Source organism: Microterricola viridarii, from assembly GCF_001542775.1.
GTDB lineage: Bacteria > Actinomycetota > Actinomycetes > Actinomycetales > Microbacteriaceae > Microterricola > Microterricola viridarii_A.
On record NZ_CP014145.1, the window covers coordinates 2,358,168 to 2,384,287 of the forward strand.

26 protein-coding genes are annotated in these 26,120 nt (G+C 68.4%); 10 read left to right on the forward strand and 16 right to left on the reverse strand.

Annotation, left to right across the window (positions count from 1 at the left end; genetic code table 11):
- Positions 1 to 174 precede the first annotated feature (174 nt).
- The 6 genes from AWU67_RS10805 to AWU67_RS10830 all read right to left on the reverse strand — a co-directional run bounded on the left by AWU67_RS10805 (position 175) and on the right by AWU67_RS10830 (position 7,107).
- A complete protein-coding gene (locus tag AWU67_RS10805) occupies positions 175 to 1,641 on the reverse strand; it encodes an HNH endonuclease signature motif containing protein (RefSeq protein ID WP_160329746.1) in 1,467 nt (488 codons plus the stop codon).
- 841 nt (positions 1,642 to 2,482) lie between these two features.
- Entirely contained in the window at positions 2,483 to 3,595 is a 1,113-nt protein-coding gene (locus AWU67_RS10810; RefSeq protein ID WP_129586699.1) for a CHAP domain-containing protein, read from the reverse strand.
- Positions 3,596 to 3,780: 185 nt separating this feature from the next.
- Positions 3,781 to 4,308, reverse strand: coding sequence for a DUF1269 domain-containing protein (locus AWU67_RS10815; RefSeq protein ID WP_067228775.1), 528 nt, complete (start codon positions 4,306 to 4,308; stop codon positions 3,781 to 3,783).
- A 120-nt stretch (positions 4,309 to 4,428) separates the two neighbouring features.
- Positions 4,429 to 4,926, reverse strand: a complete 498-nt coding sequence (locus AWU67_RS10820) for an HNH endonuclease (RefSeq protein ID WP_067232601.1) — start codon at positions 4,924 to 4,926, stop codon at positions 4,429 to 4,431.
- A gap of 416 nt (positions 4,927 to 5,342) precedes the next feature.
- Complete coding sequence (locus AWU67_RS10825) at positions 5,343 to 6,071, reverse strand: C40 family peptidase (protein ID WP_082716931.1); 729 nt, start codon at positions 6,069 to 6,071, stop codon at positions 5,343 to 5,345.
- A 334-nt stretch (positions 6,072 to 6,405) separates the two neighbouring features.
- Positions 6,406 to 7,107, reverse strand: coding sequence for a metal-dependent transcriptional regulator (locus AWU67_RS10830; RefSeq protein ID WP_067228778.1), 702 nt, complete (start codon positions 7,105 to 7,107; stop codon positions 6,406 to 6,408).
- A 100-nt stretch (positions 7,108 to 7,207) separates the two neighbouring features.
- On the opposite strand from AWU67_RS10830, the gene serC reads away from it, so the two are divergent.
- Both serC and AWU67_RS10840 read left to right on the forward strand, forming a co-directional pair.
- Positions 7,208 to 8,323, forward strand: coding sequence for a phosphoserine transaminase (serC, locus tag AWU67_RS10835; RefSeq protein WP_067228781.1), 1,116 nt, complete (start codon positions 7,208 to 7,210; stop codon positions 8,321 to 8,323).
- A gap of 60 nt (positions 8,324 to 8,383) precedes the next feature.
- Entirely contained in the window at positions 8,384 to 8,617 is a 234-nt protein-coding gene (locus AWU67_RS10840) for a DUF2530 domain-containing protein (protein WP_067228783.1), read from the forward strand.
- Here AWU67_RS10840 and AWU67_RS10845 read toward each other — a convergent pair.
- Together AWU67_RS10845 and AWU67_RS10850 are read right to left on the reverse strand one after the other, a co-directional pair.
- Positions 8,614 to 9,405, reverse strand: a complete 792-nt coding sequence (locus AWU67_RS10845; protein WP_067232604.1) for a DUF3027 domain-containing protein — start codon at positions 9,403 to 9,405, stop codon at positions 8,614 to 8,616. The genes AWU67_RS10840 and AWU67_RS10845 overlap by 4 nt on opposite strands.
- Before the next feature lie 10 nt (positions 9,406 to 9,415).
- Positions 9,416 to 9,796: a cold-shock protein gene (locus tag AWU67_RS10850; protein ID WP_067228786.1), complete on the reverse strand. Its 381-nt coding sequence runs from the start codon at positions 9,794 to 9,796 to the stop codon at positions 9,416 to 9,418.
- A 102-nt stretch (positions 9,797 to 9,898) separates the two neighbouring features.
- On the opposite strand from AWU67_RS10850, the gene AWU67_RS10855 reads away from it, so the two are divergent.
- The 3 genes from AWU67_RS10855 to AWU67_RS10865 all read left to right on the forward strand — a co-directional run bounded on the left by AWU67_RS10855 (position 9,899) and on the right by AWU67_RS10865 (position 13,852).
- Positions 9,899 to 10,174 (forward strand): hypothetical protein, encoded by a 276-nt coding sequence (locus tag AWU67_RS10855; RefSeq protein ID WP_067228788.1) that lies wholly within the window; start codon positions 9,899 to 9,901, stop codon positions 10,172 to 10,174.
- Between the two features lie 5 nt (positions 10,175 to 10,179).
- Positions 10,180 to 12,114 carry a helicase-associated domain-containing protein gene (locus tag AWU67_RS10860; protein ID WP_067228791.1) on the forward strand — a complete coding sequence of 645 codons (1,935 nt, stop codon included), beginning with the start codon at positions 10,180 to 10,182 and terminating at the stop codon, positions 12,112 to 12,114.
- An 88-nt stretch (positions 12,115 to 12,202) separates the two neighbouring features.
- The gene (locus tag AWU67_RS10865) at positions 12,203 to 13,852 is read left to right on the forward strand and encodes a DNA repair helicase XPB (RefSeq protein WP_067228794.1); all 1,650 of its coding nucleotides are present in this window, start codon (positions 12,203 to 12,205) and stop codon (positions 13,850 to 13,852) included.
- A 105-nt stretch (positions 13,853 to 13,957) separates the two neighbouring features.
- Here the strand turns inward: AWU67_RS10865 and AWU67_RS10870 are convergent, their stop codons facing one another.
- Genes AWU67_RS10870 through folE form a run of 4 tightly spaced genes read right to left on the reverse strand, consistent with a single transcriptional unit; the run spans position 13,958 to position 17,546 of the window.
- Positions 13,958 to 14,671 carry a pyrimidine reductase family protein gene (locus AWU67_RS10870; protein ID WP_067228796.1) on the reverse strand — a complete coding sequence of 238 codons (714 nt, stop codon included), beginning with the start codon at positions 14,669 to 14,671 and terminating at the stop codon, positions 13,958 to 13,960.
- Positions 14,672 to 14,677: 6 nt separating this feature from the next.
- The gene (gene folP / locus AWU67_RS10875; RefSeq protein WP_067228798.1) at positions 14,678 to 15,619 is read right to left on the reverse strand and encodes a dihydropteroate synthase; all 942 of its coding nucleotides are present in this window, start codon (positions 15,617 to 15,619) and stop codon (positions 14,678 to 14,680) included.
- Positions 15,616 to 16,878, reverse strand: coding sequence for an NAD(P)/FAD-dependent oxidoreductase (locus AWU67_RS10880; protein ID WP_067228801.1), 1,263 nt, complete (start codon positions 16,876 to 16,878; stop codon positions 15,616 to 15,618). Before AWU67_RS10880 ends, folP begins: the two co-directional genes overlap by 4 nt.
- Positions 16,875 to 17,546: a GTP cyclohydrolase I gene (gene folE, locus AWU67_RS10885; protein WP_067228803.1), complete on the reverse strand. Its 672-nt coding sequence runs from the start codon at positions 17,544 to 17,546 to the stop codon at positions 16,875 to 16,877. Before folE ends, AWU67_RS10880 begins: the two co-directional genes overlap by 4 nt.
- A 153-nt stretch (positions 17,547 to 17,699) precedes the next feature.
- On the opposite strand from folE, the gene AWU67_RS10890 reads away from it, so the two are divergent.
- The 4 genes from AWU67_RS10890 to AWU67_RS10905 all read left to right on the forward strand — a co-directional run bounded on the left by AWU67_RS10890 (position 17,700) and on the right by AWU67_RS10905 (position 21,331).
- Complete coding sequence (locus AWU67_RS10890; RefSeq protein ID WP_067228805.1) at positions 17,700 to 18,380, forward strand: helix-turn-helix transcriptional regulator; 681 nt, start codon at positions 17,700 to 17,702, stop codon at positions 18,378 to 18,380.
- A 41-nt stretch (positions 18,381 to 18,421) separates the two neighbouring features.
- A complete protein-coding gene (locus AWU67_RS10895; RefSeq protein ID WP_047411850.1) occupies positions 18,422 to 19,111 on the forward strand; it encodes a response regulator transcription factor in 690 nt (229 codons plus the stop codon).
- A gap of 85 nt (positions 19,112 to 19,196) precedes the next feature.
- Complete coding sequence (locus AWU67_RS10900; protein ID WP_067228808.1) at positions 19,197 to 20,900, forward strand: sensor histidine kinase; 1,704 nt, start codon at positions 19,197 to 19,199, stop codon at positions 20,898 to 20,900.
- 140 nt (positions 20,901 to 21,040) lie between these two features.
- On the forward strand, positions 21,041 to 21,331 hold the full coding sequence (locus AWU67_RS10905) for a WXG100 family type VII secretion target (RefSeq protein WP_067228810.1): 291 nt from the start codon (positions 21,041 to 21,043) through the stop codon (positions 21,329 to 21,331).
- 168 nt (positions 21,332 to 21,499) lie between these two features.
- On the opposite strand, the gene groL is transcribed toward AWU67_RS10905, so the two are convergent.
- The 4 genes from groL to AWU67_RS10925 all read right to left on the reverse strand — a co-directional run bounded on the left by groL (position 21,500) and on the right by AWU67_RS10925 (position 25,454).
- Positions 21,500 to 23,128, reverse strand: a complete 1,629-nt coding sequence (gene groL, locus AWU67_RS10910) for a chaperonin GroEL (RefSeq protein WP_067228813.1) — start codon at positions 23,126 to 23,128, stop codon at positions 21,500 to 21,502.
- 130 nt (positions 23,129 to 23,258) lie between these two features.
- The gene (locus AWU67_RS10915; RefSeq protein ID WP_129586700.1) at positions 23,259 to 24,317 is read right to left on the reverse strand and encodes a DUF3048 domain-containing protein; all 1,059 of its coding nucleotides are present in this window, start codon (positions 24,315 to 24,317) and stop codon (positions 23,259 to 23,261) included.
- A gap of 83 nt (positions 24,318 to 24,400) precedes the next feature.
- Positions 24,401 to 24,964, reverse strand: coding sequence for a LytR C-terminal domain-containing protein (locus AWU67_RS10920; RefSeq protein ID WP_067228817.1), 564 nt, complete (start codon positions 24,962 to 24,964; stop codon positions 24,401 to 24,403).
- A gap of 172 nt (positions 24,965 to 25,136) precedes the next feature.
- Positions 25,137 to 25,454 carry a DUF3263 domain-containing protein gene (locus AWU67_RS10925; RefSeq protein ID WP_067228820.1) on the reverse strand — a complete coding sequence of 106 codons (318 nt, stop codon included), beginning with the start codon at positions 25,452 to 25,454 and terminating at the stop codon, positions 25,137 to 25,139.
- Between the two features lie 253 nt (positions 25,455 to 25,707).
- Between AWU67_RS10925 and msrB the strand changes: the two genes are divergently transcribed.
- Positions 25,708 to 26,118, forward strand: coding sequence for a peptide-methionine (R)-S-oxide reductase MsrB (gene msrB, locus AWU67_RS10930; protein WP_067228822.1), 411 nt, complete (start codon positions 25,708 to 25,710; stop codon positions 26,116 to 26,118).
- Positions 26,119 to 26,120 lie beyond the last annotated feature (2 nt).

The following is a 26,120-nucleotide window of genomic DNA, read 5'->3' on the forward strand; positions in this document are numbered from 1 at the left end:
TTGGCAGCCCGGTTGTTTGGCAGCCCGGTGTGGCACCGGTCGCAGCTGGGCGCGACCACATGGCGTCGTCTCCCTCGCCGGTCGGCCCGCCTCAGACTGCCCCATCCCCGTTGGCTTGAGGGAGCTTGCGACCGAAGCCCCGAGCGATTGCGCGGGCACTGCGTATGCGATGGTTCAGAACGGCGGAGTCTCGTCGAACACGAGCTGCGGTTCAGGCGCCGGTTTCGCGCCCGGTGGCGCTGGCGCCGGTGGCGAATGCTCAACCCGCGACGGCGTCGTCACGTACACCCGCCCACTCGGTGACGTCCACCGCAGCACGCCCTGGCCGAGTTGCTCCACCCGCCAGCGGGAGTTGTGCTTGAGCCGGTGGTGCTTCTTACAGAGGCAGGCGAGGTTGTCTTCCGCTGTCCAGCCGCCATTCTCCCACGCCCGAGTGTGGTCGGTCTCGGAGTACACGGCTTTGCAGGTACAGCCGGGGAACCGGCAGATGTCGTCCCGGTAGAGAATCCACCGGCGCAATCCGGCCGTCAGCCGGTACTGCGTCGGGTCCAGCTGCAACGGGGTGCCATCGACCGGATCGGTCAGGATGCGGTGCAGGGTCGGTGCTTGTGCGACCAGCCGGCGAGCCGTGTCGGCGTCGATCGGGCCATAGCCATGCAGTTCGGCCGGCTCTTCCGATGTGCCGATCAGGGTGTCGATGCTGATGGTCAGTTGCGGGACGGCGACGAACACTTCCGGTTGCGAAAACGCGATGCCGGGCAAGTGCGAGCGCGTCGTAGTCGCCCCGGCATCCTCGGCCGGTTGCTCGGGCAGCCCGAGCAGCAGTTCGGCGGCGATGTCCACCGCGAGTTGGGCGTGTGTGCCGGAGCCTAAGATTCCGGCCGCGGTAGGTGCGTCGAGTGATGCAGCACCGGCAAGTTCGGCGGCCTCCTTCTGCGCGGCGGTGGCGAGGTCGCCGACCCGGGTCGCAATCGCCAGGGCCTTCTCACCCTCCAAGTAGAGGTGCAGCCAGGCCATCCCGTCGGCATCCGGTTCGAAGACCATCCGCCGGTCCGCGCGGGAGCGTTCTGCCCGCACGGCGAGGGAGTCCGGATGCAGCCGGTCCCGGAGCCGCGCCACGGCTTTCCGGAACGCGGAGGCATCCATCGTGCGCGCCTTGGCCAGGGCGTCCTCTTGAAAGCGGGCGTGTAGATGCGGCGGCAGCAGCACAGCGGCGGCGAGAATCTCGCGGGCATGCCGCAGGGTGATCACGCCGGCCCCGAGATCGTCCAGAGTGTTCTGGAACGGACCGCACAACTGCGTGGCCTCGTAGATCAGGGCGACCATGGTGCGCTCGTGCACGCGCAGGATGAGGGCCAGCTCGGCGGTGATGCTGCGCCTCGCGAACTCCTCGTCCAACTCCGGCCGGCCTCCCAGCGGGTCGGCGATCGCCACGGCCCGGCGCACCGTGGAATCAATTCGGCGATACCGGTCCGCCTGCACGAAACACTCCAACGAGGCGCCGCTCGACAGCTCGGCCAGATCAACGTCGAGCACCGGGTCGAACCCGGCTTCTGGAGCCTGCGACGTCGCTGGTTTCATGACTTCAGCGTGCCACCACCCTCTGACACTGAAAGCCGTAAAACGGGCCAAAACAGGCACTTTTCGAGGCATCCTCGGTTTCCGTTACCTGATCGTGACCTTCGCGAACGCCACCGGGGCCGCAGTGTCGGGTCGGCTCCGAGGCTTCGCTCGTTCCTCGCTCAGCCGACAGGGAAGGGAAACCGGACGACGGCGCACTGCCCACTCCCGGCGGCTGAGGGAGCTTGCGACCGAAGCCCTGAGCGGATCCGCGGAGACTGCCGCCTGCGGCATCCGCGTCACACGCTGCCCGGGTCTCGATACGGCGCTGGCGCGCCTACTCGACCAACAGGTGTGCGTTGGCTCCAGGGCTTCGCTCGTTCCTCGCTCAGCCGACGGGGAAGGGGCTCAGCAGACGGGGAGAGCGGGACGGGACGAGGCGAGGCGCACTGCCCTCTCCCGGCGGCTGAGGGAGCTTGCGACCGAAGCCCCGAGCGGACCCGCGGGCGCCGAAGCCTGCGGCATCCGCTGCGCGCTCGTACCGGGTCTCGATACGGCGCTGGCGCGCCTACTCGACCAACGGGTGTGGGTCGGCTCCAGGGCTTCGCTCGTTCCTCGCTCAGCCGACGGGAAAGGGGGGACGGGAAGGGGGCGAAGTCGACGGGGACAGGGGCACCCAGCCGACGGGAAAGGGAAACGGGGCCACCGCGCACTGCCCTCCCCCGGCGACTGAGGGAGCTTGCGACCGAAGCCCCGAACGGCTCCGCGGAGACTGCAGCCCGCGGCATGCGTAGAACAGGGCGGCCGGGTCTCGATACGGCGCTGGCGCGCCTACTCGACCAACAGGAAGGGCGCTGGCGCGCCTACTCGACCAACGGGAAGGGCGCCGGCGACGGGAGAGGGGAACGAGGCGCGGCGCGGCCTACGGCGGCGGGTACAGGAACAGGTCGACGTCGCCGATCGGAACGGTGCGCCGGTGGTAGGAGTGGTCGTTGCCCCAGTTATATTCCTCGAGCACGACGGTGCCGTCTCCGGGCACCGACTGCACGTAGGCGACGTGATTACCGGTGAACCAGGCCACAGCACCGGTGATGGGCTCGTAGCTGGTGGTCCAGCCGTGGTCGTTCCATGCGTTGGCCCAGTTGTAGGCGCTGCCGCCTCCCGGGGTGAGGTTCGACCAGACCCACTTGAAGGAACCCGTCGCGCCGGCATCACGGTTGAGCCTCCAGGCGACGAAGTCGACGCACTCGCGGTAGTAGTAGCCGAGCGGTGAGAGCCCACCGCCCTGGTCGTCGGTCAGCTCCCAGGGCCACGGGTAGTCATCGCCTTCTTGGCGCACACCCGGTGTGGTGTTGGCGCCGGCGCGCACGCGGGCACTTGCGGCCTCCGCCGCTGCGTCAGCCGCGGCCTGCTCGGCGGCCAGACGCTCGGCCTCGAGGGTGAGCCGCTGGATCTCCTCCGAGCTCACCGCGGTGAAGCCGTCGCTGGAGATGGTGACCTCGGGCGAGAAGCTCGTGATCTTGACGCTCTGGGCACCGGCCGTGCTCGCTGCGCGGGAGCTGCTGGAAGCGAAGTCCATCCCGCCGTCGACGCCGAGCGCGTAGGCCGGGAGCGCCGCTGTCAGGAACAGTCCGGGCACGACAGCGAAGGTCACCAGCGAGCGCATGGCGGTTCGACGGGTGGCTTGTGGGCGTCGCGGGCCCTGCAGCGCTCGGCGCAGTGGAGCGGATGCCGCGGCGGCCCGCTGCACGCTGTCGCGCATCGCACGGCCCAGTGCTGCATCGGCACGCGGCACGGCGGGCGCCGGATCGACCCCAACGTCTGCAGAAGTGGCGGCCGAGGACTGCTGCGGCACGCTCGGGCGTTCAACGGGAACGACGACACCGGTAGAAAGAGCACCGACTGTCGCGGTCTCGTCCTCGGCGGCCTGTGCGGCGGCCTCGCGAGCCCACTGTTCGCGCATCTCGCGCCTGCTCGGCAGGGCGGCATCCGTGCCCGGCTCGCCATCGAGTCGGTGTGATGCGGCTTCAGTCACGCGTGGTCCTTTGGTGTGCACGAGCCACGTCGGCGGGGGGCCGGGTCGCGGTGCTTCGTGCCTGGGGGCTTCATGCGAGTGGAGCCCGGGAGGGCTCCAACCCAGCCCACATTACGGGAGCATCACGGCCTTGTCACCCATTATCTCGGCAAGCTTCAGCCACCCCTTGAGGGTTCGGAGCGACGCTACTCGTACGCCCTGACGACCTCTTCGTCGAGCTCCTCGTCGTCAACGGCGAGCTCCGTCACAGTCACCCGAGTGGCATGCGCCAGGAGCTTCTGCACCTCGTCGCTCTCCCCCGGCTCCACCACGAGCACGATCCCGGCGCTGCCGGCATCCAGTGTTTCGCTGATCAACTCGAGATCCTTCGACGGCGTCTTTCGCGCGATGTGCCCGGCGATGGCACCGATTCCTGCACCCGATCCGCCGGCCACCAGCAGCGCACCGCCGAGGGCGACAGCCGGGAACAGGGCGACGGCCAAGCCACCGGCGAGCCCGATGCCCAGGCCCTTCCGGACACCGTGGTGTTTGCCGCCGTCATCACGTTTCGGAATGCTGAGCTTGCCCTCCATGTCGCGCTTGATCACCGCCGCGTCGAAGGAGGTGTGCTTGTCTGCAGCCTTGTAGTGCTCGTGGATCTGCTCGAAGTCGGCCACCGCCTCTTCTTCTGTGGCGTACTGCGCAGCAATGGCGACATATGCCTGATCGGCCATCTCGAAGCTCCCGTCTGTGCCCGCGGCATTCGCGCCGACTGGCGCCGCCTGCTCGGTCGTTGGGGAGACTCTAGGCTGACCGCGCTGCTGCGGCCATCACGCGCATTGGGTGACTCGTGGCTACGCGGCTGGCTCCAGAAACTCGCCCCACTCGGGTAAGACGCGTTCGGTGCTGCGCAGCTGCCACCCGCCCTCGCGGGGCACGTATGGCGTGAAACGCAGCTGCCAGCCCATCTCGGCTGGCGTTCTGTCGCTCTTGGTGTTGTTGCAGCGCAGGCAGCAGGCGACGAGGTTCTCCCACGTGTCACGCCCGCCGCGGGAGCGCGGCAGCACGTGGTCGATCGTGCTGGCCGACTTGCCGCAGTACGCGCAGCGGTGCTCGTCGCGGCGCAGCACTCCCCGTCGGCTGACCGGCACCATCCGGCCGCGTGGGATCCGCACGTAACGGGTCAGCAGGATGACCGACGGGCGGTCCCAGACACCCGAGGTCGCCCACACGGGGTGCCCAGTGTCGATCTGCAGTACGCGCGCCTTCTCGTTCATCACGAGCGCGAGGGCTCGCTTGAAGGTCACGACGGCGAGCGGTTCGTAGCCGGCATTCAACACCAGTGTGTGCATGGTCATCCTCTCGAAGCAGGCTGCACGGCTTGCAGCCATTCGACTCTCCTGACGGATGAGGGCACGGAGCGAGCGATCACACACTGGTTGTTGAGAGCTGGTTCTTAACGAAAAAAGGACACCGTCATGGTGACAGTGTCCTTCGAACCACGTTGTGGCTGGGGTGTGTGTGACTGCTGTGCCTCCGGGCAAACAGGCAGCGGGCATCCGTGGTGTGAATGTTCCGCGCCCTGTCCATTGGCTCTCCGAGAATCTCTCAGTACGTCAGAGCTTCAGGGTAAACCACTTTTCTGCCGAGACCGAGCCGCAGCGAGCCCAGAGCCCAACGCGCCTTTCCGAGTTCACCCGGCGTTCAACGACGAAGGGGGCGAACGGATGCCGCGGCATCCGTTCGCCCCCTTCGCTCAGCTGACGTGTCAGATGCCGATGCGCACGATGTAGTAATCGCTGGTCCAGATCGGCTGCACCCGCACCGAGGCGCCCTCGTACGGCGCGTGCAGGATGTTGCCGTTGCCGGCGTAGAAGCCGTCGTGGCCGTCCATGATCACGAGGTCGCCGGGCTGGGCATCCTCAATCGAGATGCGCGTGCCCGCGGCTCCCTGACCGTTCGAGGAGTGCGGCAGCGAGATGCCGAACTGCGCGAAGACGTACATGATGAAGCCGGAGCAGTCGAAGCCGGCCGGCGTGGCCCCGCCGTAGACGTAGGGAACGCCCTGGTACTGCAGCGCCACGTTGTAGACGGAGCTCATGTCGTAGTTCGGGTAGGCCGGATTGGCGAGGAACTCGCCGACCGAGGGCCCGGAGTAGGACGCGGCATAGGAGGTCATCTGTGCGGCGACCTCTGCTGCACGCTCAGAGGCGGCCTGTGCGGCCGCTGCGGCCTGGATGTCGGCCTCGCTCACCGCGTCGTAGCCGTCGGCTGCAACCGTGATGGTGGCGGCCTGCTTGTCGACCTTCACGTCTTGCGCCTCGGCCTGCTTGAGCGCGGTGGCCGCGGATGCAGAGAACTGCTGGTCCCCCGCGCCGGGCGCGAACGCGTAGGCGGGCAGAGCGATCGTCGCGACCATCCCGAAGGAGAGTGTCAGGACGACGGTGTTGCGCAACCCCTTGCTGCGGGGCTTGCTGCGCATTGCTTCCGGGGGCATGACCGCCCGGTTATCGAGTGCCGTCCCCGCTGAGGGAACAAGGGCACTTCCTGCTGAAACTTGTGTGGAGCCCCTACGGGAGCGCCTGGAACCTAATCGGGCCAAAGTTACCTCCGGCGCCCCAGCAGCACTAGGTAGCTGCCCCGTCCAATGCGCATACGCGTATTGTTTTCGAGATCAGAGACGGGTCTGGGGGACGTCTGTTCTCGAGTCCATCGACCGGCTTCTGGTCAGTGGGACTGGATCGACAGTACCCGCTGACCGGGTCAAAGTCACATCCCCGAGGCCAATTTCTAACAAATCTGTAACGCTTGGCCCGCCGGATGCCTTGCGATCACTGGGATGCAGCGGTCACAAAAATGTGGATGGCAACCTCAGCCGGAAGCTCGAGTCCTTCGTCGAATCCGTCGACTTTCACCGACACGTATGAGCCGACCGACGAGAAGGTTCCGATCGCTCCGGGCATGACACCCGACTGCTTCAGCTGCAGCAGCAGCTCAGGATCGAACTGCACGGGCTCGCCGAGTCGACGCAGCTCGGCCTGCACGGGCACACTGTGACGGCTGACCAGCTCGACGATGCTCTCGACATCCGTCATGAACGGAGCCGCGGCGGGCTGGCCGAGCTCTTCGAGGCCGGGGATCGGGGTGCCGTAAGGCGATTCCGTCGGGAAATTCAGGATTTCGAGCAGCTTGCGCTCAACCTGCTCGCTCATCACGTGCTCCCAGCGGCAGGCCTCGTCGTGCACGAGCTCCCACTCGAGGCCGATGACCTCGGAGAGCAGCACCTCGGCGAGGCGGTGCTTGCGCATGACGTGCACGGCCTTGCTGCGGCCGGCCGGGGTCAGCTCGAGGTGGCGGTCGCCTGAGACGACGACGAGTCCGTCGCGCTCCATGCGGGCGATCGTCTGGGAAACGGTGGGGCCGGAGTGGCCGAGCCGCTCCGAGATGCGCGCACGCAGAGGAACGATGTTCTCCTCTTCGAGATCAAGGATCGTCCGGAGGTACATCTCCGTGGTGTCGATGAGATCCGTCATTCGCGCCTCCCCATTTTTAACGCACGCAGGCGTGCGCAACAGATACGCGCACGTAAGTAACAAGACTACCCGCCCCACGGCGCGCACTTAGACTCGAACCATGCCGCAGATTACGATTCCCGCCGCCCTCCTGCCCGCCGATGGTCGATTCGGATGCGGGCCGTCCAAGGTTCGACGGGAGCAGCTGGATTACCTCACCGGCGCCGGCGCAGCCATTCTCGGCACCTCGCACCGCCAGGCGCCCGTCAAAGACATGGTTGGCCGCGTGCGCGCCGGCCTCAGTGAGCTGTTCCGCGCACCAGAGGGCTACGAGGTTGTCATCGGCAACGGTGGCTCCACCGCGTTCTGGGATGCAGCTTCCTTCGGCCTGATCGAGCGCCGCGCACAGAACATGAGCTTCGGCGAGTTCGGCTCAAAGTTCGCCGCCGCCGCCGGCGCCCCCTGGCTCGAGGCTCCCGACGTGCGCAAGGCTGATGCCGGCAGCATCGCGACCCCCGAGGCCGTCGCCGGCGTCGATGTCTACGCCTGGCCGCACAACGAGACCTCGACGGGTGCCGCTGCCCCGGTCAAGCGCGTGAACGGCGACGCCGGTGCGCTCACCGTGATCGACGCCACCAGCGCCGCTGGCGGCATCGACTTCGAGCTCAGCGAGACCGACGTCTACTACTTCGCACCGCAGAAGAACTTCGCCTCCGACGGCGGCCTGTGGTTCGCGCTGTTCTCCCCCGCCGCCATCGAGCGGGTCGAGCGCATTGCGGCGGACGACCGCTACATTCCCGAGTTCCTCAGCCTGAAGAACGCTGTCGACAACTCGCGCCTGAACCAGACGCTGAACACCCCGGCGCTCTCGACCCTGCTGCTGCTCGAGAACCAGGTCGACTGGATCAACGGCAACGGCGGCCTGAGCTGGGCCGGCGCGCGCACGGCGGAGTCGTCCGGCGTGCTCTACGACTGGGCAGAGAGCGTCGACTACGCCACGCCTTTCGTGACGGATGCCGCGCACCGCTCCCCCGTCGTCGTCACGATCGACTTCGACGACGCCATCGATGCTTCGGCGGTGGCCAAGGCGCTGCGCGCCAACGGCATCGTCGACACCGAGCCGTACCGCAAGCTCGGCCGCAATCAACTGCGCGTCGCCACGTTCACGGCGATCGAGCCGGATGACGTGCGTGCGCTCGTCGCCTCGATCGAGTACGTGGTCGGCCAGCTCGGCTAGACCGTCGAGCGGGTCGTGCCAACTTGACTGGCGCGGCCCGCTCGCCACAGACTGGCAGTGATGCGATTCTGGTTGAAAGACAGCGAGCGTCGGCCAGATCCACTGCCGGCCCGCGCAGACGCGCGCAAAGCCGTGCTCGCCGGAACGGCCATCTGGGTGCTCGCCATCATCGTGAGTCTGGCGTTCTTGCCACAGTTGGATGCCGCCGGCTTCGGCTGGTGGCTGAGCTGCTCCGTGTTCGGAGCAGCCCTCGGCCTCATCGGCCTCGCCGTCGTGCAGTGGCGCCGGCGCTAGTCGCGCGCGGTCGCCTCATCGTCGTCGTCTGAATCGGACTCGTCGTCCTCGTCGTCGTCGTCGTCGTCATCTGACTCGTCGTCGTCATCATCGTCGTCGTCGTCGGACTCGTCGTCGTCATCGTCGTCTGACTCGTCGTCGTCATCGTCGTCGTCGGACTCGTCATCGTCGTCGTCGTCGTCGTCGTCGGACTCGTCGTCCGTCAGCTCGCCGTCGAGGTGGTCGATGTCGAGGCCGTCGATGTCGCCCGAGTGGGGCCGCTGCTGCGGCTCGTCGGTGTAGTCGTCGTCGAAGCCGTCGTCCTCGCCCTCGTCGTCGTCATCGTGCTCGTCGTCGTGGTCGTCATCGTCGTGCTCGCCGTCAGACTCGGCCTGTTCGTCGTCGTGCGCCAGCTGTGCGGCCTGGTAGTCGGCGAGACGCTCGGACCACGGCACCCACTCGGGTGCGAGCAACGCACCCTCGCCGGGCATCAGCTCAGACTCGAGCACCGTCGGCTTCGCCTCCCCGCTGATGCGTGAAAGCGTCACAGTCCAGTGCCAGCCCGGGTAACCGGCCAGTCGGCACTCGAACAGCAGCGAGAGCACGTGATCTTCCTCGGCGACGTGACCGATCACGCGGCCGATCGTGGCCGGCGGCGTGAAGTCCAGCAGCGCGGCGCGAGCCATGTCCACGGCAGCGAGCAGCACCTCGTCGGTGACCGGCACCGACTTCTCCGTCGGCTCCGTCACGGTCTCAAGCGCGTCGCTCAGCGCGGCGGGCTGGGGTGCGGCATCCGTCTCACTCTGCATGTTGTTCACGCTATGCGTCGAGTTCGTCGGCGACACGACGCAGCATGGCCGCCGTCGTGGTGGCCTTGTGGCCCTCTGGGTACCGGCCGCGACGCAGTTCGGAGCCGATGCCGTCGAGCCACTTGATGAGGTCTTCGACCAGCACGGCCATGTCGTCGGCCTTGCGGCGCGATGCCTTGGCAAGGCTCACCGGGGCGTCGAGCACCCGAACGGAGAGCGCCTGGGCGCCCTTCTTGCCATCGGCGATGCCGAACTCCAGGCGCGTGCCCGGCTTGACGGTGGCGCCAGCGGGCAGTGCCGAGGCGTGCAAGAAGACCTCTTGGCCGTCATCTGAGCTGATGAAGCCGAAGCCCTTCTCGTCGTCGTAGAACTTGACCTTGCCGGTAGGCATATTGAACCTCACTGAGTGAAAACGCGGGCACGCCGAATCGCGGCGTCGTCCAGCTCCTAGCTTATTGGGTTACGGCGGCCTCTGCCCCGTATCCTAGAGATTGTGAGCCCGCAAAACCCCGAACCATCCCAGCGCCTCGAGCGCGTCTTCGCCTACATGGTCGCCGGTGTCATCGGGGCCTCGATTCTCGCCTTTATCGCCGTGATGATCGGCACCGCAACCGGAGCCGGAGCCGATGACGGCTTCAGCAAGGGTGTGTGGCCGTTCGTATTCATGTTCCCCCTGGTCGGCCTGCCGATCGGATTTGCACTGATCATCGCCCTCATGGTGGTCTCCAGCCTGCGCCGCAGCCGTGCGGCACGAGAGAACAAACGGTAGAAGACATGCTCTCCCTCGCCGCACGACTAAGCGCACTCACCGATGAGCAGTTGGCGGCGGCCCTCGCCCTGCGCGAGTTTCCGATGGCGGGGGTGCGCGACTACTTTGACCTCGCCGAAGCCCTGCTCGCCCCGGAATCCGTTCACGCCGCACTGGCCACACTCGATCGCACCCGGCTCGCAGTTCTAGCAGTGGCGGGCGACCTCATCGCCGAGGCCAGCCCAACCGCCTCCGCCTCCAGCGCCGACACCGCCGGTGGCCTGTTGGTGGCGGCGGATGCCGCGGCCTCCGCCTCAGCCATCGCCGACCGGCTCTCCGAGCTCGGCCACACGTCCGTCGACGCAGAGATCGTGCGAGCCAGGGCCGAACGCCTGCACGAGCTGCTGCTCGGCACGCTGAGCGAGGCCGCCGACGGCTCAGCGCAGTTCGCGCCGTTCGCTGCGGTCAGCGAACAGCTGCGCGGCTGGCCGGCCGCCGGGCTCCCGAGCAGCGCGGAGCTCGCCGCTCCCGACCCCGGCTCCGCAGACACCGCCCCGGCGGCACCCGCGACCGCGGCCAACCCCACCCGTGACCGCCTCGCAGCCGAGCACGCGTTCAGGTCCACCGCCGTTGTGGCAGAGCTCGTGGCCGCGCTCATCCTCGACCCGGCCCGCGAGCTGGCCCGCGGCGGCCTCTCACTGCCGGACGCCAAGCGGCTGGCCGCGGCGGCCGGAATCGAGTTCGAAGAGGTGCCGCGCTATCTCGGGCTCGCCGAACGCGCTGCGTTGGTTGAGCGAGAGGGCTCGCTCTGGCAGCACAGTGACGCTGGCGAGGAATGGTTGCACGGCTCCATGTCGGAGCGCTGGCGCACCCTGGCCGAGGCCTGGCTAGGCGGGCTCGCTTCCGATGTGCGCGCGCTGCTCGTGGAACGCGCCCGCGGACCGTGGGGTGACTCGCTGCAGAGCGCCGTGAGTTGGATCTTCCCCGCCGCCGGCGATTCGCTGCAGCAGCGCATCGACGACCGCACCACCGAGGCCGACCTGCTCGGCATCACCGCCGACGGCGAGCCCAGCTCTGCTGGCACCGCCCTGCTCGAACAGGGCGGCGAGGAGGCCGCCCGGGTGGTGGCCACACTGCTTCCGCCCGAGGTCTCCACCGTGTACCTGCAGCAGGACCTGACGGCGGTCGCCCCCGGCCCGTTGACGCCCAGCGTCGACGCACGGCTGCGCACGGTGGCCGAGGTCGAGAGCCGCGAGCTGGCGTCGAGCTACCGGGTGACGGCGGCATCCGTGAACCGGGCCCTGGCCGGCGGAGAAACGGCAGAGAGCATCCTCGCCTTCCTCGGCTCGATCTCGCTCACCGGCATCCCCCAGCCGCTGGAATACCTCGTCACCGAGTCGGCTGCGCGCTACGGCCGGCTCCGGGTCGGACCGGCCGACGACGAGCTGTTCCAGAGCGTGATCCGCTCCGACGATCTCGCGCTGATACACACCGTGGCTGTCGACCAGGCGCTCTCGGCGTTCGGGCTGCAGCCGGCCGGGCCGAATCGGCTGCACAGTCGCTTCGCCCCCGAGGCGCTGTTCTGGGCGCTCAGCGACGCCCGCTACCCGGTCGCCATCGAGGATGCCGCCGGCGAGGTCGTGCACCTCACCCGGCGCCGTCCCGCCCGCGCCGAAGTTCCGGCCGCCATCGACCCGTTGCCCGAGCTGATCGCGACGCTGCGCGACTCCGACGCCGACACCGCGCCGACCGGCCAGGCCTGGCTGGCCCGGCAGATCGATCTGGCCATCCGCTCCAAGCACACCCTCGTGGTGAGCGTGCGGATGCCGGGCGGAGAGGTCTCGGATTACCTGTTGGAGCCGGCCAGCGTCGCCAACGGCCGCCTGCGCGCCCGCGACCGCCGTGCCGACATCGAGCGCACCCTGCCGCTCTCCAGCATCGCCGCCATCGCCACCGCCTAGGGCACACCCCGGCGCCCGGTCGGGTGCCGGGGCGTGTCGGGGCCGTCATCGCCCCCGCGCCCAGTCGGGCCGCGTAGACTCGGCGGTTATGTCGGATGGCCCACTGATCGTTCAAAGCGACCGCACTGTTCTGCTCGAGGTCGCGCACCCGCTCGCCGAGGATGCCCGGCACGACCTTGCGGTGTTCGCCGAGTTGGAGCGTGCGCCGGAGCACATCCACAGCTACCGCATCACCCGGCTCGGATTGTGGAACGCGCGCGCCGCCGGCCACGACGCCGCCGACATGCTGGCGACGCTGGAGCGCTACTCGAAGTTCCCCGTTCCGCAGACGGTGTCGATCGACATCGTCGAGACCGTTGGCCGTTACGGGCGGCTCGTCATCGAGCGCAACGACGAGGGCGGGCTGGTGCTGCGTTCCACGGATGTCGCCGTGCTCACCGAGGTGGCCAACGCGAAGAAGATCGCGCCGCTACTGCTCGGCCGCCCCAGCCCCGACACCTTCGACGTGGAGCCGTGGGCACGCGGTGCCCTCAAGCAGGAGCTGGTCAAGCTCGGCTGGCCCGCGGAGGACCTCGCCGGCTACACGCCGGGCACGCCGCATCCGATCGACCTGGCCGAGGACGGCTGGGCGCTGCGCGACTACCAGCAGAAGGCAGTCGACAACTTCTTTGCCGGCGGCTCCGGCGTCGTCGTGCTGCCCTGTGGCGCGGGCAAGACGCTGGTCGGCGCCGGCGCCATGGCCACCGCCAAGACGAACACGCTGATCCTCGTCACCAACACCGTCAGCGCCCGGCAGTGGCGCGATGAGCTGCTGCGGCGCACCTCGCTCACCCCAGAGGAGATCGGCGAGTACTCCGGGCAGGTCAAGGAGGTCAAGCCGGTCACGATCGCGACCTACCAGATCCTCACCGCGAAGCGGAAGGGCGAGTACGCCCACCTCGCCCTGCTCGACGCGATGGACTGGGGCCTCGTGGTCTACGACGAGGTGCACCTGCTGCCGGCACCCGTGTTCAAGCTCACCGCCGAGCTGCAGGCCCGCCGCCGACTCGGACTGACCGCGACGCTGGTGCGCGAGGACGGCCGAGAGAGCGACGTGTTCAGCCTGATCGGGCCGAAGCGCTTCGACGCACCGTGGAAGGAGATCGAGGCGCAGGGCTTCATCTCCCCCGCGAACTGTTACGAGGTGCGCATCGACCTGCCGCAGCACGAGCGGCTGAGCTATGCCGCCGCTGCAGATGACGAGCGCTACCGCCTGGCCTCGACCGCCCCGGCCAAGCTGGGCGTCGTCAAGCAGCTGGTGGCCAGGCACCGCGGTGAGCGCATCCTCGTGATCGGCCAATACCTCGATCAGATCGACGAGCTCTCCGACGCGCTCAACGCGCCCAAGATCACCGGCGCGACGCCGGTCGACGAGCGCGAGCAGCTGTTCCAGGCGTTCCGCGAGGGCCGGGTCGAGGTGCTCGTCGTCTCGAAGGTCGCCAACTTCTCCGTCGACCTGCCCGAGGCGACCGTGGCCATCCAGGTGTCCGGATCGTTCGGCTCCCGCCAGGAGGAGGCGCAGCGCCTCGGCCGCCTGCTGCGGCCCAAGGAGTCCGGGCTCACCGCGAGCTTCTATTCACTGGTCGCCCGCGACACCGTCGACCAGGATTTCGCGCAGAACCGGCAGCGCTTCCTCGCCGAACAGGGCTACAGCTACACGATTCTTGACGCGCACACCCTCGACGCCGCCGCGGCCTAGCCGGACGGGTTGCCTCCCCGGAGGTTGAGCCTGTCGAAACCCTGCGACGGGATTTCGACAGGCTCAATCAGCGGGAGCGGGTTCAATCAGCGGGACGGGGCTCAATCAGCGCGCGCGGGCGTAGTGCAGCAGCAGCAGGTCGTTGGCCGGGTAGGCGTCCAGCAGCCGCATCCGCCGTGGCGCCTCGATGAGCCCGTGCGCGATCCGCCCGGCGTCCCCTCCGACGAGCAGCGGACTGAGGCTCAGGCAGAGCTCGTCGACGACGTCGGCGGCGATCAGCTCGCCGAACAGCCGCGGGCCCCCCTCGCAGAGGATCTGCGGCATCCCCCGCTCGGCCAGCGCCTGCACCAACCGTGCCGGCTCGACGGATGACACCCCGCAGTCGATCACATCGGCAACCTCGGCGAGTTCCCGGCGCCGCTCGGCCGGGGCTGCCTCATGGGTCAGCACAAGTGGGCGCACCACCGCCTCAGCGAAGAAGGGATGCTCTGGCGGCAGATCCAGCGACGACGACACCACGGCGAGCGGCGGCTGCTCTCCGAGCCCGTTCTCCTCGCGCCAGGCGATGGCCTCCTCCGGCAGCCGCAGGCCGCCGTACCCCTCGGCACGCACGGTTCCGGCGCCGACCACGATCACATCGGCGATCGCGCGGAGCACCGTCATCGCCGCTCGGTCTGCAGGGGTGCCGAGCCCCCCGCTCCGGCCGTCCCGCGTCGCCGCCCCGTCCAGACTGGCGACGAAGTTCACGCGCAGGCGCGGGGTCATCCGCTCCGGCAGCGCGTAGGCGTCGAACAGTTGCCGGGTCGATGGTCCGGTCATGAGCTGTCATCCTTGAACATTGAACTCCCCCATGTTGTGTTTCAGATAGCTCGGCTGGCGCAGACCCAATATCCCCTCGGTCATGCGCACAGCCGCGACACTCTCGGGAACATTATGCATGCGAACAATGCGGGCACCGGCCAGCACGCACGCGACCATCGCCGCGAGGGAACCCTCGAGCCGCTCACCCCGCGGGGCATCGAGCGTCTCGCCGATGAAGTCCTTGTTCGAGACCGCCACGAGCACCGGGTGCCCGAGGGCGGTGAGCTCGCCAAGCCGGCGGGTGATCTCCAGCGTGTGCAGCGTGTTTTTGTTCAGGTCGTGGCCGGGGTCGATGATGATGCGCTCCTCCGGCACCCCGCGTGACACGGCCAACTCGACCCGGCGCAGCAGGAACTCAGAGATCTCGGCCACGACGTCGCCGTATTGCGGGTGCGGGTATTGCGTGCGTGGGCTGGCCAGGCTGTGGGTGATTACCAGCGTGGCCGCGCTGTCGGCGACCACATCGGCCAGCTCCGGGTGGAACAGGCCGGTGGTGTCGTTGATCACTGTCGCCCCTGCCTCGATGCCGCGGCGGGCGACCTCTGGCTGGAAGGTGTCGACAGAGATCACACAGTCGGATGCCGCCCGGAGCGCTTGCACGACGGGCAACACCCGCGCGCACTCCTCATCGACGGCGAGTTCCGGCCCCGGGGCGAACGGCACCCCGCCGATGTCGACCCAGTCGGCGCCGACCTCCACCGCTGACAGGGAGGCCCGAACGGCGTGGTCCAGCGCGAACGTCGCACCTCGGTCGTAGAAGGAGTCCGGTGTGCGGTTCACCACCGCCATCACCGCGACCTGCCGTGAGAAGTCAAAGCTGCGTTCACCGATCTGGCGTAACGGATACCGCAGCTGCGGCTGCGGGAAGCTCGTCGCCGCATCCTGTCGCACCGGAGGGGCCGTCATGCGATGGCCCCGGCCAGGAGCGAATCCAGGGTCACGGCGGGGTCGGCCAGCCGCGCCGCGTCCACCGTCACCTCTCCCCGGATCAGCGCCTGCACGCTCTCGTTCACATCCCAGACGTTCACGTTCATGCCGGCCACGACCTTGTTCTCGCGCAGCCAGAACGCCACGAATTCCCGGTTGGCGAGGTCACCACGAATCACCAGCTCCGCGCCGGCCGTCAATATGCCGTATCCGGAATACTCCATGCCGAGATCGAACTGATCGGTGTAGAAGTAGGGGATCTGGGCGTACTCGACGCTCTTGCCCGCCATCGATTCTCCGGCAGCGAAGCCGGCGTCTCTGGCCGTCGCCCAGTGCTCGACGCGGAGCGGCTGGGCGAGGACCGGGTGGAACACGTTGGCAACGTCTCCCGCCGCGTAGACGTCGGGGTGCGAGCTGCGAAAGCCCGCGTCGACGACGATGCCGTTGTCGACGGTGAGCCCGGCGGCCTCCGCCAGTTCGGTGTTCGGCAGCGCGCCGATCCCGACGACGACGACATCGGCGGCGATCAACTCGCCGGCGGCCAGCCGCACCCCGGTGGCCATGCCGCCGCTGCCCTCGATGGCCGTCACCGCGGAGGAGTTGCGCAGGTCGACGCCGTTCGCCCGGTGCAGTGCATCGAACACCATCCCGATGTCGGGGCCGACCGCGAACTCCAATGGCGTAGCTTCCCGCCCGAGCACGGTCACCTCGTTGCCGTAGCCGCGGGCGGCGGACGCCACCTCGAGGCCGATCCAGCCCGACCCGACGATCACCACCCGGCGGCCGCCCGCCGAGAGTTCCGCGGCGAGCGCCTCGGACTCCCCCACCGTGCGGAGGTGGTGCACACCGCCGAGCTCGGCGCCGGGGCCGGCGTAGCGGCGTGAGCGGGCGCCCGTCGCGAGCAGGAGCTTGTCGAAGCGCATGGCGCCGCCGTCGGCCAGGGTCAGGCTGTGGGACTCGGTCGAGAGGGCGCTCGCCCGCTGCCCGCGCAGCACCCGGATGTCCTGCTCGGCGTACCAGCCGTCGTCGTGCACGAAGATGCTCGAGCGTTCCGCGCTCCCGGTCAGGTATTCCTTGGAGAGCGGCGGGCGGATATAGGGGTATTCCGCCTCTCCGGCGACGATACTCACCCGGCCGCCGAATCCGGCATCCCGGATGCCCGCAGCGGCGCTGGCCGCCGCGAGCCCACCACCCACGATGACGAGGTGCTCGTGGTCGGCCGTGCCCGACTCGCTCATGAGCCCGTCCCCTCCTCCGAGGCGGCGCCGATGCCGCTCAACTGCAGAAACTCTGCCCTGGCCGCCCTGTCGCTGCGCAGCTCACCGTGCCAGGCGCTCGTCGTGGTGCGGCTGCCGGTGACCCTGGCACCCCTGGCCGCCATGCATTGGTGTTCCGCCTCGAGCACGACCCCGACGCCGCGCGCGCCCAGCTCCTCGTTCAGCCAGTCTGCGACCTGTTGGGTGAGACGCTCCTGCACCTGCAGTTCGCGGGAGAAGTGCTCGAGCACCCGCGCCAGCTTCGACAAGCCGATGATGCGTTCCCCCGGCAGGTAGCCGATGTGCGCGATGCCCTGGAACGGCAGAAGGGGGTGCTCGCAGAGAGAGGTGAACGGGATGTCGCGCACCAGCACGAGCTCCGCGTAGCCTGCCTCGTTCTCGAACGTCGTCGCCGTGAACTCGCGCGGCGTGAGCATCTCGATGAAGGCGTCGGCGACCCGACGCGGGGTGTCTGCCAGGTGCGGCGAATCCGGGTCTCGACCGAGGGCCTGCAGAAGTTGGCCAACGGCCGCAATGGCCTTCTCGCGGTCCGGCCTGCGTCGCGCGGCGATCGCGCGCACGGGGCGGCGCTCGGGCGAAGCGGCCTTGTCGTCGAATGCGGTGACGACAGCTGCGTTCTGTCTGGGCATCGTCTGCCTTTCCCTGCACGGGGCCTCGGGCTGAGGCTGGATCGCCCGGTGCCACTGTCGGTGGCCCGCGGCAGCCTCATCTCTGAGCCGATAGTTCCGAGAATAGAACCGGAAAAATCTTGCGTCAAGATCCATTTGTTTTAGAATTGCCCCATGTCCAGCCCGCCACCACTGCCAGAGCGCGTCAGCGCGGTCGCCACCCTCGACGACCCAGTGCGCCGCTCGCTCTACGAGTTGGTCTCGCAGAGCCCCGTTCCGCTCGGGCGCGACGCCGCGGCCTCAACCCTCGGCCTCAGCCGCAGCACCACAGCCTTTCACCTCGACCGACTGGCCGAGGTGGGCCTCCTCGCTGTGGAGTTCCGCCGCCTGAGCGGCAAGACGGGGCCAGGGGCCGGGCGCCCGGCCAAGTTGTACAGCCGGGCAGATGGTGAAATCTGCATCAGCGTGCCCGCCCGCCAGTACGACCTCGCCGGTGAGCTGATGGCGGCGGCTATCAGTGAGTCCGGCCAGAGCGGAGAGCCCGTGCTCGACACCCTCGCCCGCGTCGCCGCGCACGCCGGGCGCGCGATCGGAGCGGCATCCGCCGATCTGAGCAGTGCGCTGACCGCGAACGGCTTCGAGCCGCGCGCGGAGGACGATGGCGGCATCGTGCTCGGCAACTGCCCGTTCCACCGACTCGCTGAGACACACACGGCCGTCGTCTGCTCACTGAATTACCAGCTGCTGTGCGGCATCGCCGACGGTGCGGGCGACGCCGCCCACACGATCGTCGCCGATCCGGATGCCGGGGAGTGCTGCGTGCGCGCCGTCCCTGTCCCACAAATCCCTCAATAGACGCACAGGAAAGTTCCAGCTAACGCGCAGATACTGTGAGCATGACCGACGGACCTCGCATTCTCATTGTTGACGACGAGCCCAACATCAGGGACCTCCTCACCACCAGCCTGCGCTTTGCCGGATTTGCTGTCCGCGCTGTCGGAAACGGCGCCCAGGCAATCTCAGCTGTGCTGGAGGAAGAGCCGGACCTGATCATCCTCGACGTCATGCTGCCCGACATGAACGGCTTCGGCGTGACCAAGCGCCTCCGTTCGGCTGGCTACACGGCCCCCATCCTGTTCCTCACCGCCAAGGACGACACGGAAGACAAGATCACCGGTCTCACGGTCGGCGGCGATGACTACGTGACCAAGCCGTTCAGCCTCGACGAGATCGTGGCGCGCATCAAGGCGATCCTGCGCCGCACCATGCACGCGGAGGAAGACGCGATCATCCGCACGGGCGAGCTCACCATGGACCAGGACACCCACGAGGTGCTCGTCGGCGACGAGCCGATCGAGCTCTCCCCCACCGAGTTCAAGCTGCTGCGCTACCTGATGCTGAACCCGAACCGTGTGCTGTCCAAGGCGCAGATCCTCGACCACGTCTGGGAGTACGACTTCAACGGCGACGCCGGCATCGTGGAGAGCTACATCTCCTACCTGCGCCGCAAGCTCGACCAGCACTCCAGCGAGCCGCTGATCCAGACGAAGCGCGGCTTCGGCTACATGCTGAAGTCCAAGGGCTGAGAGCTGCCCGGCCCCGTGACCGCGCGGAGCGGCCTGAGCGACAGCCCGGCTGTTGCTCAGGCTGCCTTCCTACACTGAAGACCTCATGCACCAGTCACTGACCGAACGTTGGAGCCGCGTCTCCCTCCGCACCAAGATCACCGGCGTGACCGTGCTGATGCTGACGCTGGGCCTCCTGGTGGCCGGCATCGGGACCATGACGATGCTGCGCGTCTACGTGCTCGCCCAGATGGACGCCCGGCTCGTGACGACAGCCTCGTCCCAGGGCACGATCGAACAGCTCGTCACGGTGAGCTGCGAGCCGACGCTCAACACCACGCGTGAGCGGATGTCCTCCGAGTACTTCGTCGCGATCTTCGACGACTCCGGCAAGCTCTGCAACTTCAACTGGAAGAACCGACCGGCCGACGAGCTTCCCGTGCCCACGTTCTCGCTCGATCTGGCCTCGATGATCAAGGCAGAGGGCCGCGTTTTCGACCTCACCGACAAGACCGGCAACACGACATTCCACGCCGTCGCCGTGCCGGTCAACCTCAGCAACGGGCCAGAGGGCACCATGGGCGTCGCGCTCGTGGCCGTCTCGCTCGCCGAGACCGAGAAGACTCTCGCCACCTACTTGTCGATCTTCCTGGGCTTCGGCGTCGGTGTCATCATCCTCGGCGCCTTGATCACCCGGATGCTGGTGACCACGACCTTCGCGCCGCTGCGCGAGGTCGAGCGCACCGCCGCTGCCATCGCCGACGGCGACTTCAGCCAGCGCCTCGGCGGGGCCACCCCCAACACCGAGGTCGGCCGGCTGAACCGCTCGCTGAACACGATGCTCAACCGCATCGATCGCGCCTTCAAGGACCGCGCCCGCACGATCGACCAGATGCGCCGCTTCGTCGGCGACGCCAGCCACGAGCTGCGCACCCCGCTCGTCTCGGTGCGCGGCTACGCCGAGCTGTACCGGATGGGCGCGCTGCAGACGCCGGAGGAAGTCGCCCAGGCCATGGAGCGCATCGAGAAGGAAGCCATCCGGATGGGCGGTCTGGTCGAGGACCTGCTCGAACTGGCCAGGCTGGACGAGACCAAGCCGCTGGCGCTGGCCCCCGTCGACCTGGTGCCATTGGCGCGGGACGCGGCGCTCGATGCCATGGCGTCCTCCCCCGGCCGCACCATCACCGTCCTCACCCCCGCGCCCGTCGAACGGGTCGATACGGGCGAGATCGCCCCGCCGCTCACCCGCCCGGCCCCGCCGGAGGGTGTCAGCAACGCCACCGGCCCGATCGCCTTCGCCGGGGCCACCCTGGCCAGGCTGCGCAGCCGCAAGCCGCGCCGGCCCGGAGTGGAGACCCCGCTCAGCGCCGCCATCACGGCTGGCCCGATCGAAGACGCGCACTCGGTCATGGTCCTGGCCGAGGAGAACAAGATCCGCCAGGTGTTCACGAACCTGCTCGGCAACGCGATGCGCTTCACCCCCGTCGACAGTCCGATCGAGATCAGCGTGAGCCTCGACCGCAACACCGAGCGCGCCTCGTTCGCGATCATCGACCACGGTGAGGGCATCCCGCCGCAGATCCGCGAGAAGATCTTCCAGCGTTTCTGGCGTGCCGACACCTCTCGTGCCCGCGAGACCGGCGGCAGCGGCCTGGGCCTCGCGATCGTTTCCTCGATCGTGGCCGCGCACAACGGCAGCGTCGACGTCGTCGAGACGCCGGGCGGCGGCGCCACCTTCCGGGTGAACCTGCCGCTGGCCGACTCCGCCGCCGCGCCGAAGCCCCTCGTGCCGGGAGACACCACCCGCTAGACGGGCGGCGCCTGCTGTGCACAGTGGCGCCTGCGGCATACCTTCTGCACAGGTCGTACGGCGCTGGAGCGGCGGGCTCTTGGCCGTTCTAGCCTCGGTGCATGCGGCATGCCGGATGCCGCCGAGCATCGGAGCAGGGCATGCCGCAATTCAGTGTGGACAGCGACCAGATCATCGCGACCTCGAACGTCGTCCAGGCAGGGATCGAGCGACTGCGGGCGGAGGCGCACAGCCTCACCGCTCAGGTCAACAACCTGCAGGGTGCTTGGGCGGGCCAAGCCTCGAGCGCGTTCCAGGCTGCAGCGGGAGACTGGCGCACCATGAACTTGCAGGTCGATGCGATCCTCGCCGCGCTGGGCCAGTCGCTCGGCTCCGCCGGCACGCACTACGCCGAGATCGAGCAGGCCAACGCGCGCCTGTTCCTGCGCTAGCGGGGGCGCGACCGACTCGCCGACAGTGAGGGCTACTGCACGGCCCTGTCGTTCACATTGAGGCTGAGAGTGGCCCGCGCAGCCGGTCAACAGCGGCGGGCACGCAAAACCGGGCGCCTCCCGAAGGAGACGCCCGGCTCAGTTACTGCGAGGTTGTTGCGAGAGGACTTAGAAGTCCATGCCGCCCGACGGGTCACCCATCGGGGCCGGGTTCTTCTCCGGCTTGTCGGCGACGACGGCCTCGGTGGTGAGGAACAGGCCAGCGATCGACGATGCGTTCAGCAGCGCGGAGCGGGTGACCTTCACCGGGTCGTTGATGCCAGCAGCGAGCATGTCAACGTACTCACCGGTCGCGGCGTTGAGGCCGTGACCGACGGGCAGGTTGCGCACCTTGTCTGCAACAACGCCCGGCTCGAGGCCGGCGTTGAGGGCGATCTGCTTGAGCGGGGCGTCGATTGCAACGCGCACGATCTGGGCACCGGTCGCCTCGTCGCCGACGAGGGCCAGGATGGCCTCGCCTTCGAAGGCGGTCTTGCCGGCCTGGATCAGGGCGACGCCACCACCGGCGACGATGCCCTCTTCGACGGCAGCCTTCGCGTTGCGAACGGCGTCCTCGATGCGGTGCTTGCGCTCCTTGAGCTCAACCTCCGTGGCGGCACCGGCCTTGATGACTGCAACGCCACCGGCCAGCTTGGCCAGGCGCTCCTGCAGCTTCTCGCGGTCGTAGTCGCTGTCGGTGTTCTCGATCTCGGCGCGGATCTGCGCGACGCGGCCAGCGATGGCCTCGACGTCGCCAGCACCCTCGACGATGGTCGTCTCGTCCTTGGTGATGACAACCTTGCGAGCCTTGCCCAGCAGGTCGAGGGTGGCGTTCTCGAGCTTGAGACCGACCTCCTCGGAGATGACCTGGCCACCGGTGAGGATGGCGATGTCCTGCAGCTGAGCCTTGCGGCGGTCACCGAAGCCGGGGGCCTTGACGGCGACCGACTTGAAGATGCCACGGATCTTGTTCACGACGAGCGTGGCCAGGGCCTCGCCGTCGACGTCCTCGGCGATGATGAGGAGCTGCTTGCCGGTCTGGATGACCTTGTCGACGATCGGCAGGAGGTCCTTGATGTTGCTGACCTTGCCGTTGACGATCAGGATGTAGGGGTCTTCGAAGACCGCTTCCTGACGGTCGGGGTCGGTGACGAAGTATGCCGACAGGAAGCCCTTGTCGAAGCGCATGCCCTCGGTGAGCTCGAGCTCGGTGCCGAAGGTGTTCGACTCCTCGACGGTGACAACACCTTCCTTGCCGACCTTGTCGATGGCCTCGGCGATGATGGCGCCGATCTCGGCGTCGCCGGCAGAGATGGACGCGGTTGCGGCGATCTCTTCCTTCGTCTCAACCTCCTTGGCGTTGGCGACGAGCTCGGCGATGACCGCAGCGGTCGCCTTCTCGATGCCGCGCTTGAGGCTGATGGGGTCGGCGCCGGCTGCGACGTTGCGCAGGCCTTCGCGGACCAGGGCCTGTGCGAGCACGGTGGCGGTGGTGGTTCCGTCGCCGGCGACGTCATCGGTCTTCTTGGCGACCTCCTTGACGAGCTCCGCGCCGATCTTCTCGTACGGGTCGTCGAGCTCGATCTCCTTGGCGATGGAGACGCCATCGTTGGTGATCGTGGGGGCGCCCCACTTCTTCTCCAGAACGACGTTGCGGCCGCGCGGGCCGAGGGTCACCTTGACGGTGTCGGCCAGAATGTTGAGGCCACGCTCAAGGCCGCGACGGGCCTCTTCGTTGAAAGCAATGATCTTTGCCATGTGTGATTCTCGTCCCTTCCCGGACGTTCCCAAGACTTTGGATTTAGCACTCAGGTGTTGCGAGTGCTAAGCCAATTCTGGCACTCGGATGCCGAGAGTGCAAGCGAGCGGCGAGCGCCAGCGGTCGTCGTCACGGAATGATCTCGACGCTGCCGGAGCTCGGCACCAACTCAACCCACGTGTTGCCCGGCGCCAGCAGGATCGGCGTGCCGAGATCGCTGACCAGGCGGATGCTCCCGGCCGGGGAGTCTTTGCGCCAGATGCCGTGCACCGTGCTGCCCCCGCTGGACACCCAGGCCTCGCCTGCCCCGATCATCAGCGTGCGCGGGATGTCGGGGAACGTGTCCTCATCGATCTCGACCAGCAGCGTGACAACGTTGCTCGCGCGCAACTGCGCCCCGGCCGCGTCCAGGTCCGGTTCGCCCTCCTGCGAGCGCAGCCAGCCGCCGCCGGCGGCATCCCAGACCCAACTCGGCCACCGGGAGTCAGAGAAGCGAAGCTGCAGCGCGGAGTGTCCGGGGCCCTCCGTGACGGATGTCGGCACCGCGGACGCCTCGGCGTACTCGAACTGCGCGGGCGGTGCCGGCAGCTCGGTGTGACGGCCGACGAGCTCGGTGGCACGCACGATGACGTCGTGCGGGGACTCGTGCACGTCGTCGCGGTAGAAGAGCCCGGTGTCGTCGAAGTCGAAGACGGCGTTGACCACGGGGGTGTTCATCATCATGTCGACGAACACCTCCTGGCCGCCCGAGTAGGCGATGATGCCGCCGAAGGGGGTGACGATGTCTGGGTCCATCGGGCGCACGGAACGCACGGGTCCCACCTCGTCCGGCAGATCGGAGTGCCAAATGGCGACGTACCGGGTCAGGCCGCCCTCGACGAGTTCCTCGAACACGATGTCAGTGCGTTCCAACCCCAGCTGCGGCCGGGCGCCTTCGTGATTGTCAATCTTCGCGGCCAGCGCTGGGCGCTTCATCGCCCCCTCTGGGGCTATGGTGCCGCGCAGCGGTGCGAGAACCGGCTGGGGCGGCGCCGGCAGCGCCGTTTCCGTGGGCCGCGGGGTCTTGACCGCCGGCCCGGCTGGCTCTTCGGCGGCGCAGGCCGCGGTTGCGAGCAGCAGCCCGGCGGCCAGTGTGGCGGCGACGAGGCGCCGAGCGGACGGCATCCGGAATGACGTGGCGATACTCACCCTGCACAGACTAGGGCCGCGGCGCGCGTGCCTGCCGGACGCCGGGCCCGGTGTGTCGCCGGGCGCGGCGCGGCCGCTGCTGGCTACTCGGTGGCCGGGAAGTTGTCGCCGACGACCACGACGAGGTTCGCGTCGGCGAGGTCGACGAAGTCCTGCGAGAGGGCGATCCCCGCGCCGGGCACGGACTGCGCCGCCCCGAGTGCGGCACCCTCGAGCGCCGGGTCGGAGTAGAAGACGGTGGACACGGCCACGTCTTCGGTGGCGGCGTTGGAACGGGTGGTCACGTTCCAGCCGGCGGCGACGAGGGTGTCACCGACCGAGGCGGCCAGGCCGGACCGCGCGGTGCCGTTCAACACGGTGACGGCTAAGGCGGGGTCGACGGTCGGCTGCACGGCGGGCGTCTCGGCTGCGGGCGGGGCCGACTCCGAGCTCTGCGGCGCGGCGGCGGTGTCGGTGCCGGCGGAGAGGTTGTTGTTGAGCACGAACAGGGCGGCCACTCCGGCGCCGATGAGCACGACGGTGGCGAGCGCTGCCCAGCCGAACGCGACCCAGCCCTTGCCGCGCTTGCGCGGCACGCGGTGCGCGCCGACACGCTCAAGGTTGCTGGGAATCTCGTCGAAGCGATCGTGTTGGAACGAAGTTGCCATAGTGGTTGTGCCTGGCCTGATCTCTCTGGGTTGGTTCCGTCTGGATTGATTCGGTCTGGATTGTTTCGGACTGGTTCAGTGCGGCCACTCGCGGTGCGGCGCCGCGCGCCTCACCGGCCGGGCGCGCGCCTGCGGCCCGGTTCTGAACAGTATCCCTGATCGGCTGCGCGCCTCACAGCGTGCTCTGCCCGCCGAGGGAGCGCCGAGCCCGGGCGTGGGCCCTGGCCTCGCGCATGCGCAGCAGGCGCTTGACGAGCATCGGATCGTGGGCGAGCGCCGCTGGCCGGTCAATGATGGCACCGAGAACTTGATAATACCGTGCGGCCGACAGGCCGAGCTCGGTGCGGATCGCCTGTTCCTTGGCCCCGGCGTGCTTGAACCAGTGGCCCTCGAAAGCCAGGATGGCCAGCTCGCGCTCACTGAGCGCACCGGAGTCGGCGCCGTGCTCCGGTGTGGGGTTGTTCGGGTCGGAGTCGCCAGACTTGTCCATCGACGTGCTCCCTTCCCGACGTACCCCAGGCGGCCGTTCCGCCTCGCACACTGTCGGGCCCATCATAAGCAGTGCAGATTGGAACACACGGAGCCCGCGGGCGGTTCGCGAACCGGAATGTCACGGGTCCTTCCCGCGTTTCATTGGGTGCGGCTGGCGGGCAATGCCCGATCGGGGCGCGCGGCGCCGGGCAGGCAACCTGCTTAGGATGACCTCGGGGCCCCGCGGCTCCGCATGAACGAGGAGGAAGCCCATGAGCTACGAAGTAAACAAGAGCGACGACGAGTGGCGGGCCGAGCTCGGCGAGGAGAGCTTCGCCGTGCTGCGCCAGGCGGCGACCGAGCGCCCGTGGACCGGGCCGCTCCTCGATGAGGAACGCGCCGGCGTCTACACCTGCGGCGCCTGTAACGCCGAGCTGTTCCAGAGCGGCACCAAGTTCGACTCCGGCTGCGGCTGGCCGAGCTTCTACGAGTCGGTGCGCCCGGAGGCCGTGGAGCTGATCGAAGACGACACCCTCGGCATGACCAGGACAGAGGTGCGCTGCGCCCGGTGCGGCTCCCACCTCGGTCACGTCTTTCCCGACGGTTTCGGCACGCCGACCGGCGACCGCTACTGCATGAACTCGGTGGCGCTCAACTTCACCGCCGCTCCCCCCACCGAGTAGCG

Bases quoted from the DNA above. Each gene is read 5' to 3' on its own strand.
- AWU67_RS10815 (WP_067228775.1), bottom strand. From the start codon at position 4,308: ATGGCCGATCAGGCATATGTCGCCATTGCTGCGCAGTACGCCACAGAA.
- AWU67_RS10820 (WP_067232601.1), bottom strand. From the start codon at position 4,926: ATGCACACACTGGTGTTGAATGCCGGCTACGAACCGCTCGCCGTCGTG.
- AWU67_RS10830 (WP_067228778.1), bottom strand. From the start codon at position 7,107: ATGACGGATCTCATCGACACCACGGAGATGTACCTCCGGACGATCCTT.
- folE (WP_067228803.1), bottom strand. From the start codon at position 17,546: ATGCCCAGACAGAACGCAGCTGTCGTCACCGCATTCGACGACAAGGCC.
- AWU67_RS10870 (WP_067228796.1), bottom strand. From the start codon at position 14,671: ATGACCGGACCATCGACCCGGCAACTGTTCGACGCCTACGCGCTGCCG.
- AWU67_RS10880 (WP_067228801.1), bottom strand. From the start codon at position 16,878: ATGAGCGAGTCGGGCACGGCCGACCACGAGCACCTCGTCATCGTGGGT.
- AWU67_RS10895 (WP_047411850.1), top strand. From the start codon at position 18,422: ATGACCGACGGACCTCGCATTCTCATTGTTGACGACGAGCCCAACATC.
- AWU67_RS10850 (WP_067228786.1), bottom strand. From the start codon at position 9,796: ATGCCTACCGGCAAGGTCAAGTTCTACGACGACGAGAAGGGCTTCGGC.
- serC (WP_067228781.1), top strand. From the start codon at position 7,208: ATGCCGCAGATTACGATTCCCGCCGCCCTCCTGCCCGCCGATGGTCGA.
- AWU67_RS10845 (WP_067232604.1), bottom strand. From the start codon at position 9,405: ATGCAGAGTGAGACGGATGCCGCACCCCAGCCCGCCGCGCTGAGCGAC.
- AWU67_RS10860 (WP_067228791.1), top strand. From the start codon at position 10,180: ATGCTCTCCCTCGCCGCACGACTAAGCGCACTCACCGATGAGCAGTTG.
- AWU67_RS10925 (WP_067228820.1), bottom strand. From the start codon at position 25,454: ATGGACAAGTCTGGCGACTCCGACCCGAACAACCCCACACCGGAGCAC.
- folP (WP_067228798.1), bottom strand. From the start codon at position 15,619: ATGACGGCCCCTCCGGTGCGACAGGATGCGGCGACGAGCTTCCCGCAG.
- AWU67_RS10840 (WP_067228783.1), top strand. From the start codon at position 8,384: ATGCGATTCTGGTTGAAAGACAGCGAGCGTCGGCCAGATCCACTGCCG.
- msrB (WP_067228822.1), top strand. From the start codon at position 25,708: ATGAGCTACGAAGTAAACAAGAGCGACGACGAGTGGCGGGCCGAGCTC.
- AWU67_RS10825 (WP_082716931.1), bottom strand. From the start codon at position 6,071: ATGCCCCCGGAAGCAATGCGCAGCAAGCCCCGCAGCAAGGGGTTGCGC.
- AWU67_RS10890 (WP_067228805.1), top strand. From the start codon at position 17,700: ATGTCCAGCCCGCCACCACTGCCAGAGCGCGTCAGCGCGGTCGCCACC.
- AWU67_RS10900 (WP_067228808.1), top strand. From the start codon at position 19,197: ATGCACCAGTCACTGACCGAACGTTGGAGCCGCGTCTCCCTCCGCACC.
- AWU67_RS10865 (WP_067228794.1), top strand. From the start codon at position 12,203: ATGTCGGATGGCCCACTGATCGTTCAAAGCGACCGCACTGTTCTGCTC.
- AWU67_RS10905 (WP_067228810.1), top strand. From the start codon at position 21,041: ATGCCGCAATTCAGTGTGGACAGCGACCAGATCATCGCGACCTCGAAC.
- groL (WP_067228813.1), bottom strand. From the start codon at position 23,128: ATGGCAAAGATCATTGCTTTCAACGAAGAGGCCCGTCGCGGCCTTGAG.
- AWU67_RS10920 (WP_067228817.1), bottom strand. From the start codon at position 24,964: ATGGCAACTTCGTTCCAACACGATCGCTTCGACGAGATTCCCAGCAAC.